This window comes from Marimonas lutisalis (genome assembly GCF_005434965.1).
GTDB classification, from domain to species: Bacteria; Pseudomonadota; Alphaproteobacteria; order Rhodobacterales; family Rhodobacteraceae; genus Marimonas_A; species Marimonas_A lutisalis.
On sequence record NZ_SKCI01000002.1, the window covers coordinates 1023552 to 1039563 of the forward strand.

Here is a 16012-nt window from a genome sequence, read left to right on the forward strand (position 1 = left end):
CCAGTCATTTTCGAAACTCCGAATTGTCCCTCAGCATTGTCTGCAATTCCAATGAGACCTAATTGACTGGAGCCATAGCTATGGTGAAGCACGATTCAGATTCGAGCGTTGAGATCGCGGAGACCGCAGAACGCTATTACCGAGCCATGGTGACCGGGGATCGGGATGCCTTGCGCGAACTGTTCGATGCCCGGGCCTCGATTATAGGCCGTTATGAGGGCGAATTACTCTGGCAAGACCTCGACAGCTTTATCGAAGAGACGGAAAGTCTTGTTGGACAGCACGGTCGGGAAGAGTGTCGCGTCGAGTGTATTAGAGTCGACGGGGATATCGCCACGATCTGTATTGGTGGTCGCTACGCAGGCTTGTGGTTCATAGATCACCTCGCGATGATCGAGAGCAACCACCGTTGGGTGATTATCAGCAAGTCCTTCAACGTGGCGTCCTAGCTTACAGGTGCTCGCTACTACCGGCTTCAAAGCCTGTAAGGCGCAGAAGTTGCTGCGCTTGCGCGTCAGATAAAGACAACTTGAATGTCCCCTTCGTCCCGCGATGCGGTCATTCGAACCGATCACGGCGAACGACAGCTTAGAGCCCAAAGTAGAAGCATGTTTAGCGAATTGGTTGCGGTTGAGTAGCGAAAAAGCTTCGGCGGGAGCCGTCGACTTTAACAAAGCCGTTACTACCCAAAGACGACCAGAAGAAATATCGCACCTAAAGTTGCGACATAGATCTCCGTGCCGTAGCAAATCAGTATGTTCCCAAGTTTCTTAAGCATGGTCGGGCATGAACGCTGTTTACGGGTGCAATTATGCGAACAATTCTTGGCCTCGGTATGACTTAACAGGGAAAACTCTGGGGCAACCCTATTTGGCGAGTGCGAAGGCGTCTTCGCAGTAGACTGCCTGATCGCTCAAGCCTGCTTGGGGCCATCACAAGCGCGACATGCACAACCATGCGTGGGGCAAGCAAAACTCTCGAACATTGCCGCTTGTCGCGAGGGCTGCCGGTTTGGTGAAGTACAAGATCAGATAGGAATGTTATCGATTAAATCTGACATCTTATTGCACAGATTGGACTTGCACACACCTTGTCTTTGCATAGAGTTTGGCCGTGGATGTTATCCCCCACAGATCATCCACTTTGGCCCTGGCGGTGCGCGACGTCGCATCTCCGGGGCTTTTGCATTTCGGGCTCATGATTAACCTCAAACACTTCCGGGACGAATTGCGACCGCGAAACGCGCTGTGGCCTATCCTGGCCTTGGCGCAAGAGGACCGCATCGGCCACTTTAGCTCGGCTGACGGCTCGCTTCACGACAAACCGCTTCCGCAGGTTTTTGGGAGGTTCACGACGAGGTGGCAAGAAAAGACCCCGCCCGCAGGGAGAGTGCGGGCGAGGCGACAGGAGGAAACATAATGAAACTTGTATCTGCTACATTACAAAACGGCGAAGATTCTCGCAACAAAATCGAGGTTTGAACGTGTGTCTCGCGCTATGAAGCTGCTAGGGAAGAAGGTTGATGCAGACTTAGCTCTATACTGGGATCAAGTCATCAGACTACACAGGCAACTATCTTCCGCCGAAAAGCGCTCTTCAGGAATGCCCCACATACTTGAAAAATGCGCCGTTTTCCGGCTATTTCTTGGTCACAATTTATATTTCCGAAAACTAGGGGTCTTCTTTGAAAGATTGCCTGGATAAAGAATCTGCGAAAGCACCGGTTCTGCCCCGTGCAGTTTTACGGCTCCTTATCTTGATGTGGCTGGCAGTATGCTTAGCTGGCGCACTAGTGAACGTGCTGCCCTTCATCTTGTCCCCCCAGCCTTTCAAGGGAACGGTATTTTTTCTCGAACTCCTCCAACTTGATCACGAAAACAATATCCCGACCTGGTTCTCCAGTGCGCTGCTCTTGATGAACTCAGTGCTACTCGCGTTTCTCGCAATGGGTCCCGATGGAAACCGAAATTACTGGTGGACGCTCTCAGCTGTGTTCGCAACGCTCTCGATTGACGAAATTGCCTCGTTGCATGAAGCCTCCGGTCGCTTTCTGTCACGTCTGATTTTCGGCGGTGTGGGCCAAGGATTCTTCTGGGTGTTGCTTGCTGCCCCTTTGCTGATGCTGATGTATCTTATCTTCCGAAATTTTATCATGTCCCAACCAGCGCGGACCAGAAAGCTGATGCTCATATCCGCGGCCATCTACGTCGGTGGCGCTCTTGGCATGGAAGTGGTTGGCTGGATCTACACGCAGCTGGATAACCAAATCTGGGCTATTTATCTCAGCATCACCTTCATTGAAGAAACCGCTGAAATGCTGGGGCAAATCGTCTTTTCCTTCGCACTTCTCGACCGGTTATGCACTCTTGGCTTCAGAATTGGCTTCGAAATCCAGAAATAACGCTAAGTCCGCAATACAGACCTTCTAGCCAGTCCTCGCGAATGTCTGCTTCCGATACGCCATCTTAGGCTTCGGCCCTGGACCCCCAACCACCTCCTCGGGCAGATACCCATCCCAAATCTCATCCACCAAGGCCTTAACCTCGGGGTGATCCGACCATCTATGAACATCTAGGGACCGAGAGAAATATGGATTAATCGGGGTCATGGGGCCTCTTCCTTCGGGTGTTACCTTCTAGGTGGGTCCTGCTAGAGGCTCTACAAGGGCTCCTTATTAGGTTCCTTCTCTTCCTTATTATCCATTACTTATACCTATTCCCCCTGATCTAACCCCCCGACCAGATCATGCTCCTGCTCATGGGTTATCAGCCCCCGAACCAGCAACCCCCAAGCTGGGGCATAAACTGGGGCACTTCTGAGCCCTTGGAGAGAGGCCGATCGATAGCGTTATGGCTCGGAGAAAGGTGGCTGTGTGCACAGTCTTCGGCCATCCGGTCTCGGGTGAAATTTCCCTGTTTTACAGTGAAAGAACAGGGAAATTCTGCGAACTCTGGGCTTTTTGGCTGTATTGCTTCATAAATCAAAGAGTAAATTCAGAGTGTTAGAGACGATTTCCCTGCTCAAAATAACAGGGAAAACTTGCGTAACTATCAGGGAAATTTTCCCAGGCAACAGGGAGCCCGGGTATGGCGTTGTCATCAAAACTCGACCGCCTTGCTGCAGGCCTGCTGATCCTGTTGACCTGTGTGTTCGGACTTGGTGAATGGGGAGCGCGTATCCCGGCATTTCTCATCGAAGGCTTGGCCTTTCTGATAATCGTACTACTAAGCACCCGAGTTCGGGCAACGCGGAAAGCGTTTGTCCTTGTCGGGCTGGCGCTTTCGGTATCGCTTGGTATTGTCGGCGACGATTGGCTCCGCCTCTCCCTGGATGGTCTCGATAAAGCCGCTTTCATCGCTGCATTCTTTACGGCGCTCTCCACCTTGCGGAACGCTGCTGAGACGTCTCCGTCTCTCCGAAAGACCGGTAAGTTCCTTGCCACTCAGCCGCCTGGTCGCAGGTATGCTGCATTGACCGTTGGCGGTCACCTCTTCGCGCTTCTCATCAATTACGGATCAATTTCACTGTTGGGCGGTCTTGCGACGCAATCCACTCGTTCAGAAGCGGACCCACTGATCCGAAGGCTTCGGACCCGTCGAATGTTGTTGGCAATACAACGTGGCTTCATAGCCTCGTTGCCCTGGTCACCTCTTGCATTCGCTATGGCAATCACGACCGCCCTGATACCTGGTGCTACGTGGGCGTCGTCCGTTTTACCGGGTTTTGGTTCAGCTGCGATAATCTTGCTGAGCGGTTGGGCTATGGACAGCATCTTCAAGCCGCGGCTTGCAAATGCGCCTCAGCGCACGCCGGTCGACGGATCATGGGGGCTACTGGCGCCGCTCTTCGTGTTGCTCGCCGTGCTTGGGGTCTTAGTGTTGAGCCTTCATTTCGCTCTGGAGATTCGTGTCGTTGGAGTTGTTATGCTGGTAGTGCCGGCTATCTCGATCGTCTGGGCGATAATGCAGCACCGTGGCATTGGTTCAGACGCCTCTTTCATCCTGCGGACGCAGCGCTACCTGAGCGAGGAGTTACCAGCTTATCGAGGTGAAATCGTTCTCCTTATGATGGCGGGATACATCGGAACGGTCGGAGCGCCTTTGCTTCAACCTCTCGTGCTGTCACTGGGGTTCGAAGCTGACACCCTACCTGCGTGGGTCGTGCTGACGCTTCTGGTTTGGGTCATTCCACTTCTTGGACAAGTCGGCATGAACCCAATTCTCGCAGTCACACTGATTGCACCGCTAATTCCCAATCCCGATGCTCTCAACGTCACTCCTTCCGCCCTTGTCGTTGCTATCGCTTCGGGTTGGGCACTCAGCGGTGCGACGTCGCCCTTCACTGCGACAACTTTGTTGATCGGATCCTTTGGAGGTGTCAGCGCACTTCACGTCGGCTTGAAGTGGAACGGTGGTTACTTCATTTTCACAGCATTCTTGTTAACGGTCTGGGTCTTGCTGTACGGCTTACTGCTTTAGGGGCAAAAGCATGGAGCCAGCATTTGTGGAACATAACGAGCAAGAAATGAATGACTATTGCTGCTCACCAGACGGTGGACGCGATGGATTGGAGCAAGTTCCAGGCATTTGAAAGTCGCTTTTTCTGCACAGGTGAGTTCTGTGAAGTTTCTCGGCAAGAGATTCATCTTCCGGCAACTCGTGGCGGCGTTAGTCGTGCAAGAACCGGTTCGCTAAGTTTTGCGGCCCTTGTGCTGACAGGCTTGCATCTGTGAACAAGTCTAAAAACTGAGGTTACCCAGAGGGTTGGGTATTAGTGCTTTTGTGGACATCAGCCGAAGTGCGCAGATTGGGCTCAAATCCGATGCCGGTGCGCCCAATTTTTCCAAAAAGTGCGCTATTCTTCTGCAGTCGCACCTTGGGGGCGTGCCATCCTGGTATGCGTTTGGCACCTCACACTCAGGGTCAGGCTGCTTATCCACAGGCTAGGGTCACCGTTGTGGGCACTCAGCGCAAGTGTTCGAATACTTAAAGAAGATTTGCTTTTTTTGTGGGTAAATAGTTTTTCTTAACAGGAATTCATAACTGATCTCATAACAAAAGTACCGAGATGGACTAATCCCTTGTGAAAAACCCGTCTTCGCAGCATCAAAACGGCCGGATTTCGGAGCAAGCCTGGTTTTTCGCGTTTTCGTGACCCACAGGCAGTCTTTATGCGAATTGTGCGGAGAAATCGTTCCTTCAAACCTCAAGCGAGACTCGCAGAGGCTCACGCAACTCAATGGAAAATATGAGTATATTTGAAAAACTGAAACTTTCGTCTCTGACAGATTAACGTTCTCGTGCTGCTGAGCGCGAAAAATTGCGGCAAACCCGGCCGAACACCACCAGAGCGGCGCGAATAAAAGACGGGAACGAAGACAGCTTCTTTTAGTCTGCGTAGTCCGCCTTTACGGCTTCATCGCCTTGACCCGCGCGAATGCGTCTTAGCGTGCCAGCGAAGTTTTTCGCCAGGGTATCCGGATCAAGACCCGCTGCACAGGCATTGAGCCCTAGGTCACTGAAGTTAGGTTCGGGCAGACCGGCGATACGGCCAGCGGCAAGCCGGGCAGCAAGGGCGCGCCGGAGGCTGACATGGTGAGGCTGGGTATCGGACACGAACTCTATATCGGAGTCCTCGAGCCAGATTTTGCCGGCTGCTTCGCAATCCGCCAGCAGGTGTTCTCCCACCTCGGTATGGGCGATCAGCATGTTCCAGCCGTCGTCCTCACCCTTGGGCCAGCCGCCTGGCCAGGCATCGCCGGTGGCGATGTCTGCCTGCAACCCCACCGCATCCGGACAAATTTTGCAGCGAAACTGCGTCGTCCAGTGGTTGTCGACCCAGAATTCGCGATAGGCGCCTTCAAATTCACGACCGTCTGCTGTGCGCGCATATGTCGGCCCCGGGCAACCGTGTCCACGCCAGCGAAACTCAACAATATCATTCCGCGTCAAACCGCGGCGGGCGAGAAAATCGTCCGAAGCCTCAAGGCTGGGGACTGTTCCGCAAAACAGCGCGATGGTGCATACAATCAACTTGCGTGCCCGCTCGTTCTCAGCCTGCAGATTTCGGATCGCCGCTATGTCGCAGGGCTTCATCGCGACGGCGATCGGTTCGCCTTCTGCCAGAATATCGGGCAACCTTTCGAGCGTGGCGCAGGTGGCATAGCGAGATCCGGAGCTCGCAAGCACTGACTCCGCGTCACGGTTCGCAACCGGCCGAGAGGCCACCGCATTCTCCGGGTCGGCCCGGACCTGCAGAACTTTGCTGACCCGGCCGCTCTCGACAAGAAACTGGCTGAGTGCGGTCATGATGCCGCCAGCCGCGGCTCTGAATCTGGTATCTGGATCGGCTGCATGGCCCCGAGCGACCCTTTTTACCGCTCCCCAGACAGGATCGGCATCGCCCATGGTTTTGCCGAATGGCCCATGTATGTTGATGCCGGGACAAAGTCTCATGATTGCAGCTTCCTGCTCGGTTTGAATGGGGTTTGAAGCACGCGGGCGTAGATGCCCGTTTTCGGACTCCACCATGGTGATGACAGCGCCAGGCGCCAACGCTTTGCACAGACCGCACCCAATACAAAACCCGTTGTCGATGATGTCTTCTAGGGTTCGGAAGCTGTGCGGCATGGGTGCTCTCTTCGCTGGAATTGAATTTTCAAACAGGGTTCGGCTTGCGCGCGACAAAGTAGGCCCAAGTAATATGGCCGCCTGCAAGCGCCCTCTGCCAGCGTTCTATACTGCTGGCAATGGAGGCCATAGCATCAGGGGAAAGGCCAGAGCTCTGTTCGTCGAGAACTTTGGCCAGTTTGTCGTAATGGATTTTGATGTCGCTCTGCCTCTCCTGGACGTGCTCGATCTTGAAGCCCGCATCGGTGGCCATGTCGACATAGCTTTGGACCGTGGCGCCAGGTGCCACGCCCAACCGGGCAAAAGCCGCATCGACCAGAGCGATGTCTGCTTTGTCGCCAGTGAGGATGTCGGAAAACACGAAAACACCGCCCGGTCGCAACACGCGAAACGCTTCGGCAAAGACCTTGGGGCGATCAGGCGAATGTATCAGCGATTCCTGGCAAATGACGGCGTCCCATTTGCCGGGTGGACTGTCGATCATGTGAAAGTCCCCGAGCGAGACGTTGATCCGATCGTCAAGCCCCGCTGCACGGTTGGCTGAGCGTGCAGCGGCCACGCATCTCTCGGAGATATCGATCCCTTCTACGTGGCAACCCAATCGAGCGAGAGTTCGAAGGGTCCCGCCGAAGCCGCAGGCTATGTCTAACACATATTGACCGGCAACGATGTGAGCATTCTGGATCAGTAGCTGAGTCATCGCGGCACACGCCTTGGCGATGGTTTCATTGCCTGGAGTATAGTGCCCGATATGAATGTCCTCGCCGTCCCAGCAAAGCCTGTAGAACGCAGAGACATCCGTATCGTTGTAGTAGCCAGCGGCTCCATCGGTGTCGTGAACGGTCTGCTGCATGTTTATCCCTGTCGAGGCCCGACACTTGTTTCTCAGATCCTTGCAGAAAGGCACCGCAAGGTCGAGACGCGGTATGTTTGCAGTCAGGCCGAACCGAGCCAGTCGGGGCAGTTGCCGTTCACGAAGCACGGGGACGCAACGCGGCCAGCAGTTTTTCGTTCGAGTGCTCTTACATCGAAGAGAAGAGCCTATTTGGTAACCGGCAAAGTGAATTCAATTCTTACGCAACGCTACTGCAGGCTCAGAAGAAAACCGGGTGAAAACGCACGTGAAGGACGCTAACCTGTTTTTTTAATGCAACCGGCCAGAAAAGATTTTCAAATGTCTGAACACTTTGATGTCCTGATTGTTGGCGCAGGCATTTCCGGCGTCGCAGCGGCCTATCACCTGCAAGATCAGTTGCCCGGCACCTCCTTTGCGATCCTTGAAAGCCAGGACGGTTTCGGTGGCACTTGGAAAACGCATCGCTATCCGGGCATTCGCTCTGACAGCGACCTGTATACTTTTGGCTATCGCTTCAAACCTTGGGTTGGACCTCCGATCGCCACGGCCGAGGAAATCCTGAGCTATTTGGGCGAGGTGATCGAGGAAAACGGCATGGCGCGCCACATCCGCTATGGCCACCAGGTCACCAATGCGCGCTGGTCGAGTGACGAAAACCTCTGGACGCTTACCGCAACACGGCTGGAGACCGGGGAAGAGACCCGGTTCACCGCCGGGTTCCTGTGGATGTGCCAGGGGTACTACCGCCATTCCGAAGGCTACACGCCGCAGTGGGAAGGTGTGGAGGATTTTCAGGGGCAGATCGTCCATCCGCAGACCTGGCCGGACGACCTCGATACCTCCGGTAAGCGCATAGTCGTAATCGGCTCAGGCGCGACGGCGGCGACGATTGTCCCGGCCCTTGCCAGCAAGTGTCAGCATGTCACCATGCTGCAGCGTTCGCCAACCTATTTCAATATCCGGCCCAATGTGCACGAACTGGCCCAGGCGCTGCGGGAGATCGAGGTCGACGAAGAGCTGATCCATCCGATTGTGCGAAAGCGCATCCTGTACGATCAAGATGCCTTTATCCGTCGCTGCATTAACGAACCCGAGGCCGTAAAGCAGGAGCTTTTGGGCCTCGTGCGTGCGCATGCCGGTGACGGCGTCGATGTCGAAAAGCATTTCACCCCCAGCTATCGTCCGTGGCGGCAGCGCATTGCGATGGTTCCGGATGGTGATCTGTTCAAGGTGATACGAGACGGCCATGCCTCTGTGGTTACCGACGAGATCGAGCGCTTTTCCGAGACCGGAATTGTATTGAAGTCGGGCGAAGAACTTGAAGCTGACATCATCGTCACCGCCACCGGGTTCAACCTAAATGTGCTAGGTGATATCGATTTCACCGTCGATGGCGTGCCGCTCGATTTCCATGAAACTCTGACCTATCGTGGCATGATGTTTACCGGAATTCCCAACATGGTCTGGGTATTTGGGTATTTCCGCGCCAGTTGGACCCTGCGTTCCGAACTCATCGCTGATTTCGTCTGCCGTCTCCTGGCGCATATGAACGCCATCGGTGCGAAAAGCGTCGAGCCGATGCCTCGGGCCTCCGAGCGAGATATGAAACTCAGCCCCTGGGTGGACCCCGAGGATTTCAACCCCGGTTATCTGATGCGTGGCATGCACCTGCTTCCGAAGCGCGGCACCACAAGGGAATGGCAGCACACACAGGATTACTGGCACGAAAAGGATGAGTTCCCAAACATCGACCTGACCGACGAGTTGTTCGTCTATGACGGCGGGCGAGCCAGCGCATGAGTATTCCCGAAGACGTTCACCCGCAGGTGCGGGCGATGCTGGAAAAGATGGCCGAACTCGGCATTCCAAAGGTGCACGATCTTTCTACGGCCGCGGCCCGTGATCTGGTCGAACAGTTGGCGGCTGCGCGGCTCGACAGCTATCCGCCGCCTGAAGTCGCCGAGGTCGTCAACACCACAACCGGGCCGGGCTTCGGCCACGTGCCGCTGCGCATTTACCGGGCCTCGGATGAGGCCAACGCGCCGGCCATCGTGTTTTTTCACGGTGGTGGCCATGTCTTCGGCAGTCTCGACAGTCATGACAGCGCCGCGCGATACCTTGCGCGCGCGACGGGTGCGACCGTGGTTTCGGTGGACTACCGGATGGGGCCTGAATATCCGTTTCCTGCCGCGGCGCAGGACGCCTACGACGCCACGCGCTGGGTCGCCGCGCGGGCCGACACGCTTGGCCTTGATCCCGCCAAGTTGGCAGTCTGCGGCGACAGCGCTGGGGGCAACCTGGCTGCTGTGGTTGCCCTGATGGCCCAGGCGGAAGGTGAGGTGGCCCTTGCAGCGCAGGTGCTGGTTTATCCGGTAATCGACTATCGCGGCGGCACTCCATCTCATACCCGTTATGCCCAAGGCTATGGTATCCTCGAGGCCGACACGGTGAAGTGGTTCATGGATCGTTACCTACCCGACGCCGCGCAGCGCGATGATTGGCGCGCCTGTCCGCGCAATGCGCCGTCGCATGCGGGTCTGGCGCCAGCGTTGCTTGTTACCGCCGAATGCGATGTGCTGCATGATGAAGGCATAGCTTATGGCGCAAAGTTAAAGTCGGCCGGCGTGGAGGTCGAGCACGTTGATTATCCTGGCATGATTCATGGCTTCTTTACCCAGCTTGGCCTTGTCGATGATGCCGAAAGGTCTCATCACGACATTGCCCGGTTTCTTTTCACGTGCTGGCAAAGGACACCGGGCAATACAGGCGCGTAAGTGCGGTTATACTAAATTTGTGTTGGGTAGAGTGATGGCGGATTTGTCTGGCGTTTTTTCTGCGACAAGATCAACCCTAGAAGTCGGGTCAAAAATTTTTCTGCTGAGCTGAATTATTGTCGGCGCCCGCCCGGGCGCCAAGTCTGTTTGCCCTTTCGTTCACCTCTCGATAATTGATCTGGTTCGCATGATCCATGGACGGAGCCTTGAGGATGAAGACTGAAGTGGCGATCGTCGGAGGCGGTCTGGCCGGATTGGCCCTCGCGGACCGCCTGCACAATGCCGGTGTGGAATTCCAGTTGTTCGAGGCGCGTTCAAGACTGGGAGGACGGATTTCGGCACTGAATACTCCGACAGGCAAGGTCGATCTTGGACCATCCTGGTTCTGGCCGGGACAGCCACGCATCGCCGGGCTAATCGAAGACCTCGGTCTCCGTGCTTTTCCCCAATACTCGGCGGGTGACCAGTGTTTCGAAGATGAAAGCGGGACCGTACATCGCGCCAAGGGCTTTGCCTCTATGGAAGGGTCGTTCCGTCTGGAAGGCGGCATGATCGGCCTGATTGAACGTCTGGCCGCGCGGTTGCCGCGCGATCGGCTGAACCTGCTCAGTCATGTCAATAAAATCACTCAGAACGGAATGGTTCTTCTCAATGAGCGCATGCAGTGCCAAGCAGAGCATATCATTCTTGCCCTGCCTCCGCGCGTCGCTGCGAAGCTGCAGTTCGAGCCGATGCTCGCGCCCGATGTCATGCAGGCGCTTTCCGCTATTCCCACCTGGATGGCAGGTCACGCCAAGTTCGTTGCCGTCTATGACAATCCGTTCTGGCGCGCGGCAGGATATTCGGGCGACGCGATGAGCCGTCGAGGCCCTCTCGCAGAAATCCATGATGCGTCCGGGGTGAACGGTACGCCTGCGGCGCTGTTCGGCTTTCTTGGCGTGCCGGCGGCGCAGCGTTTCGGGCGCGCAGAGGAAATCAAGGCCGCAGCACTTCAACAACTGGCACGGATTTTCGGCTCGGACGCCATGAGGCCTGTGACGACAGCGCTCATGGACTGGGCCTTTGAAGCGGAAACGGCCACAGACCGTGATCATAACCCACCAGGAGGACATCCGTCATACGGGTTGCCCCCGGCTTTAGAGAAGATCTGGGATGCCAGACTGCAATTCGCCTCGACTGAAATTGCCTCCGATATGGGAGGCTTGATGGAAGGCGCACTGTATTCTGCCGAACGCGTGTCCGCACAAATCCTTGGTGCCAGAACTCAGGATTATGGAGCTTCCTGATGGCCTCGGATCAATGTTGCATCTAATCTGGTCATAGAGGATGCCAAACTGGCCCGACTATTTAGCAATACGACAAAACCACGGAGAACAAGTTTTGAAGAAATCGGTCTGCCTGCCTGCCGTATTTGTGGCAATGATCGGAGTGCCCACCATAGCAGGGGAGTGGATCGAGGGCAGGGTCACACATGTGCGGGACGTCGATACCATCGAAGTCAGTAATCTGCCGGTCCGTTTGAATGGCGTTGATGGACCTGAACTCAATGAGCGGGGCGGTCGCGCGGCTAAAACCTGGATGCAGAAGCTCGTGCTGAGGAAACCTGTGCGCTGCTGGTTGAACGGAGAGAAAACCTACGACCGTTGGGTGGGCACCTGCTACCTCAAGAACGATCAGGATATTGGTGCACTTGCTATCGCGGCTGGGCACGCGCGCGATTGTCCACGCTATTCGGGCGGCAAGTATTCGAGCTATGAAACTGACGACAGCCGAAAGCTACCGAGCCATGGCTACTGCAAGTAGTCTTCGCATGCAGTGTTAGTGCCGCTTAACCCGGTCGTTCTCTGCAGTGGTAATGAACAGCAGCAGAGCGCCGGTAAGGGACAGCGCCGCCCTTGAGCGGTCTGGGCGGTGCTGTCTCAAGATTATTCCCAGAATTGGTTCTATAGGCCGGGTGCTGCAGGCAAAAGTCGTCGACGCTACCGACCAGTCCGGTTTTCTGTCCTGGGACGAGATCGAGTTGTTACATTTCAAGCTCGAACGAGTTTCACCTGGTAGCAGAAAGGTGCAGTTTCGACGACCTCAACAGCATCACCAGCGCGCGCAGTATTCCTTTCGAAAAAGTTCCGGACCCAAGACCGATCACGGAAGATCTTTTTTGAGCCGTCAATGTCGGTGGTAACCGTTACCGAGCCACCCCAGTCGATCGTCAAGGTGCATGGGGCAGCGCTGGCCCTGTTGCCGCCGCCGATGACCTCTGAGGGGAAAGCGCTGATGAATTCGCGCAGGTAGAAGTGGTTGTTGTTGAGATTGCCCTGGGTGAGCACGCTGCGCCCAATGATACCGTTTGTTGACCTGTGAACCGTCAGTGCCTCCTCGGCCTTCGCCGCAGCAAGCTCATGTCGAGGGGGAACGTCTGCGACGGGAGGAGTTGAAGGGATGAGTTCCTCATCTTCGATGACGTCAAAAACATTTTCGAGGCTCTTTGCTCCGCTCTCCGCCATCAGCACAACTTCCGCGGCTGCACGCGCGTCCTCGGCGGCGTCATGATGCTCGAAACGCAACCCGAGGTGCTGCTTCAGAGAAGCAAGGCCATGCCCGCCGTTGTCCTTCAACTCCGGCCAAGCCGCGCGCGCGACGGTAACGCTGTTTTGCCAGTTCCAGTTCGGCTCCGTTCGATCGAGCGTGGCGCAGGCCGCACGGATAGCACTGCGATCAAACTCGGAGTGCTGATAGACGGGGCATCCTACCAGGCGCCTCTCCTAGAGCTCGAGCACGTCTTCAATGCCAGGCGCTCCGACAATCATGTCCGCTGTGATCCCATGCAGATCGCTGAACACCCAACGATCGGTGCGCGGATCAACCAAGGTCACCCAGGTCTCGATGCGGTTATCGGGGCGGACGCAGGCAAGACCCAACTGACAGATGCTCGCGCGATCATGATTAGCGGTCTCTACGTCAAGCGCGAAAAAGCGGAAGGGCCCATCGGGAAGCGTCGGCAAGGCTCCGGAGAGGGCAGGCTTGATGCCACGAGGCACGCCAACCGGAGTGCCTTCGCGAAACCGCGCAAGCTGTCGTCCGATAGCCGCAAGCTCGACGGGCTTCAGATCCAGCTCCTCGATCAGTGCATCGACAAGCGCTTCTGGCTCTTCATAGGCCTCCATCCCGCGGCGGTTCCAAGCAATCATATCGGCGGGCGCAAGGGCAATGACCTGCGCCTCGAGACCGGAAATATCGGCATGGTCCGGCAAGGGAACCCAGACCGCAGCGCAATAGCGCGCGATGAACGCGTTGCGTAGCTTCTTGGCGACATCGCCGTCCGCCTTCGTGGCAGGGTCATTGCGCAGGCGCCACATCCGCCCGGTGTTATACATGCGGGAGAAGTAATGGCTCGTGCTCTCCGAGCCGGTGCGGTGACGTCGATGGATGCGCTTGTAGAAGGTCTCGGCCTCCGAAGAGGTCGAGCCGACATAACGGAAGGCGCCCGTGTGATCGAAGAGGCCATAGATGCCACGCGCATCACGCGGAGCTTCGGAGGTCGGTCGCGGCGTTGCCGCCCGGAGCAGTGCGAGGATCTCGGCTGCGGTAGGAATGGTCATGTGATGCCTCACTTCTTCTCGATACGCTGCCAGGCGACACCACTGACGATGCCCCAGATTCCCTTCTCGTTCGGCCGTCGCCAGCGGGGGACCGACATGGCATTCAGCCGCGACAGGGCCACTGAGAAATCTGCATGGTCCTCCTCTGCTCCCTTTGCTCCGATGCGATAGCTGCCGTTGCGCTGAAGGTCAGGCGTGAACATAGACCCATCCCGCGCGACAGGCACGAAGATCACCCTCTCCGGCACGACGTCGGCATTCTCATCGGCCTGCTCGACAAAAGGCCCCTCTTCCTGCCAGACCGAAGCGAGATAGCCCTTCTTTTTCTGCAACCAGGAGGCGGCGCTCAGCGCCTTGATCCCGCCATCAGGGCCGCGCTCAAGGGGGCCGTCGGACTCTGAAAGCAGGTTGCGCACACGGCCCTCGGAGACACCGCCAAGCACGGCCAGAGAGCGCAGATCAACCTCTCCCTCACCGAAATCGATCGCCAGTCGTGAGCAAGCGAGGCCAGAAATCCGCAACAGTGCATTGTCCCCGTCGTAGAGATGCGCAACATCGCTACGAGCCGCAAATGCCTTGACCTCGGCCACGAGCGCCCGAAGCCATGCAGGACGTTCACCATATTCGATCTCCTCCGGCGTCACGCCGAAATGGCCATACTGGGAAGCTTCAAAGAACCGAGCGGAAATCGGGAGAACACCGTAGAACGCAGAGACATCATCCATTGCTTCGCGCCAGGTTTCGACATTCGGGCGGCCGACATCTGCAATGGGCTGGACAAGCTGGCGCAACGGAGACGCAGACAATTCTGGGCCCATAAGGTCTTCGATCTGCTCCAGAGACTGCATCGTAAGCTCATGCAGGGCCTCGGCGTAGTCCCAATCGTCCCCCCCGAGCAAAAATTCTTTAAATGCATCGCGGCGGTCTGCTGCGGTCGGTACATCATTCATTTTCTTATCCTTTCAGCGGTGTAGGCGCCGGATTTCAGCGCGTACGTTCGTCATGTTGCGGTTATCGGAGGGGGTTACGGGTGCGGTCACGAAGCCTGCCTCGAAGTGAAGGCGACAGTGTTTGCCGCCACTTTCGATCCCGAGGAGCTCAAAGCCCTCCCGCACACACATGCGCCGATAGTCTCTCATCTGCTTTTTCGCCAATTTCGTTAGTCCGTGAATCACTTCATCATGCAGTCTTATAGCGGCAAGCTGGGCGCGCAGTCAATAGGTAATTTTCGTGAAACATGAAAGCACGAATAACGAAAATTCCAGATGTGCAGCGGAAGTGCTTCGACAGCGATTGGGCGAGACGCGCGGTATCCCTTATCCCACTACCGCGAAGCCGGTGTTTTTCGGACACTATAGGCTGAGCGGGCGCCTCAAGCGCCAGGCGCCCAATGCGCTCTGCCTCGATTACTCCGCAGGCATGGCGACCGGTCCTCTAGTTGCTTATCAGTTCAAACCTGGCGATCGAGAGATCCACTTGGAGCACGTCGTTGGTCACTCGACTTGAGCAGAAAGGAAGACCGCGCATGCATGATCGCATTCCCGTTTACATCCGGCGGCAGGTTATGAATGGTCGGGCATTGACGGCATGGGCTCGAGAGCTCGGGTTGTCCGGGATCATCGACCCGGTCGACTTGCATATGACCGTCCTCTATTGCCGAACGCCGGTCCATCCTGATCACATCACGCCTGCAACCGACAGCTTCTCCGTACAGTTGCAGAATGCAAAGCCTTTCGAAATCAAAGGCCACCTTGCCATTCCCTTGCTGGATAGCAAGATCTTCGCGGATCATGCGCGTCATCTGGCGCTAGGTGCAACGCATGACTATGCCGACGGCGTCTTTCGGCCCCACGTCACCGTAAAATACGACGTGGAGGAGGAAGATATCCAATTCTTCGTAGCGCGAGAGGGTTTTTCAGGTGTCATCGAACTCGGCCCGGAGAAGGTGTCGCCACTCGAGAAAGGGTGGCGTCCCGCTCCAAATGGCAAGCCTTTTTCATGAGGCTGTCCGCCGTCGATGCTATCGTCCGGTGTCCGTCGTCAGGGTTTTTGGGACAGATGGCCGCCTGAGCTAAGAGAGGATCTGGCTCATCTAGTTTTTGTGATTATGCGGCGGATTTGCGGTGAAGCAAGCGCCGGGTTTCGATGGTCCTT

Annotated in this window: 13 protein-coding genes; 8 read left to right on the forward strand and 5 right to left on the reverse strand. The window is 56.3% G+C overall.

All coding sequences use genetic code 11. The features are described 5' to 3' along the window. The first annotated feature begins 80 nt into the window (after positions 1–80). From E0501_RS13075 to E0501_RS13085, 3 genes are all read left to right on the forward strand, one after another. A complete protein-coding gene (locus tag E0501_RS13075; protein WP_137701772.1) occupies positions 81–449 on the forward strand; it encodes a nuclear transport factor 2 family protein in 369 nt (122 codons plus the stop codon). Positions 450–1684: 1235 nt separating this feature from the next. Continuing rightward, positions 1685–2401, forward strand: coding sequence for a hypothetical protein (locus E0501_RS13080; protein ID WP_137701773.1), 717 nt, complete (start codon positions 1685–1687; stop codon positions 2399–2401). Positions 2402–3086: 685 nt separating this feature from the next. Next, positions 3087–4478, forward strand: a complete 1392-nt coding sequence (locus E0501_RS13085) for a hypothetical protein (protein ID WP_137701774.1) — start codon at positions 3087–3089, stop codon at positions 4476–4478. 909 nt (positions 4479–5387) lie between these two features. Here the strand turns inward: E0501_RS13085 and E0501_RS13090 are convergent. Both E0501_RS13090 and E0501_RS13095 read right to left on the reverse strand, forming a co-directional pair. Beyond that, positions 5388–6629: a Coenzyme F420 hydrogenase/dehydrogenase, beta subunit C-terminal domain gene (locus tag E0501_RS13090; RefSeq protein ID WP_137701775.1), complete on the reverse strand. Its 1242-nt coding sequence runs from the start codon at positions 6627–6629 to the stop codon at positions 5388–5390. Positions 6630–6657: 28 nt separating this feature from the next. Continuing rightward, positions 6658–7482 carry an SAM-dependent methyltransferase gene (locus tag E0501_RS13095; RefSeq protein ID WP_137701776.1) on the reverse strand — a complete coding sequence of 275 codons (825 nt, stop codon included), beginning with the start codon at positions 7480–7482 and terminating at the stop codon, positions 6658–6660. A gap of 294 nt (positions 7483–7776) precedes the next feature. Here E0501_RS13095 and E0501_RS13100 point away from each other — a divergent pair, with 294 nt between their 5' ends. The 4 genes from E0501_RS13100 to E0501_RS13115 all read left to right on the forward strand — a co-directional run bounded on the left by E0501_RS13100 (position 7777) and on the right by E0501_RS13115 (position 12062). Continuing rightward, on the forward strand, positions 7777–9285 hold the full coding sequence (locus E0501_RS13100; RefSeq protein WP_137701777.1) for a flavin-containing monooxygenase: 1509 nt from the start codon (positions 7777–7779) through the stop codon (positions 9283–9285). Next, positions 9282–10259: an alpha/beta hydrolase gene (locus E0501_RS13105; RefSeq protein WP_137701778.1), complete on the forward strand. Its 978-nt coding sequence runs from the start codon at positions 9282–9284 to the stop codon at positions 10257–10259. The genes E0501_RS13100 and E0501_RS13105 overlap by 4 nt, the downstream gene beginning before the upstream one ends. Positions 10260–10471: 212 nt before the next feature. Then, entirely contained in the window at positions 10472–11545 is a 1074-nt protein-coding gene (locus tag E0501_RS13110; RefSeq protein WP_137701779.1) for a flavin monoamine oxidase family protein, read from the forward strand. A gap of 94 nt (positions 11546–11639) precedes the next feature. After that, the gene (locus tag E0501_RS13115) at positions 11640–12062 is read left to right on the forward strand and encodes a thermonuclease family protein (RefSeq protein ID WP_235857842.1); all 423 of its coding nucleotides are present in this window, start codon (positions 11640–11642) and stop codon (positions 12060–12062) included. A gap of 227 nt (positions 12063–12289) precedes the next feature. Here E0501_RS13115 and E0501_RS21560 read toward each other — a convergent pair whose 3' ends face one another. From E0501_RS21560 to E0501_RS21375, 3 genes are all read right to left on the reverse strand, one after another. Further along, positions 12290–12874, reverse strand: a complete 585-nt coding sequence (locus E0501_RS21560; protein ID WP_235857843.1) for a hypothetical protein — start codon at positions 12872–12874, stop codon at positions 12290–12292. A gap of 147 nt (positions 12875–13021) precedes the next feature. Beyond that, a complete protein-coding gene (locus tag E0501_RS21565; protein WP_235857844.1) occupies positions 13022–13858 on the reverse strand; it encodes a 3'-5' exonuclease family protein in 837 nt (278 codons plus the stop codon). Positions 13859–13866: 8 nt separating this feature from the next. Continuing rightward, entirely contained in the window at positions 13867–14808 is a 942-nt protein-coding gene (locus tag E0501_RS21375) for a hypothetical protein (RefSeq protein WP_205123497.1), read from the reverse strand. 575 nt (positions 14809–15383) lie between these two features. On the opposite strand from E0501_RS21375, the gene E0501_RS13130 reads away from it, so the two are divergent. Further along, positions 15384–15860 (forward strand): hypothetical protein, encoded by a 477-nt coding sequence (locus tag E0501_RS13130; protein ID WP_137701780.1) that lies wholly within the window; start codon positions 15384–15386, stop codon positions 15858–15860. Positions 15861–16012 lie beyond the last annotated feature (152 nt).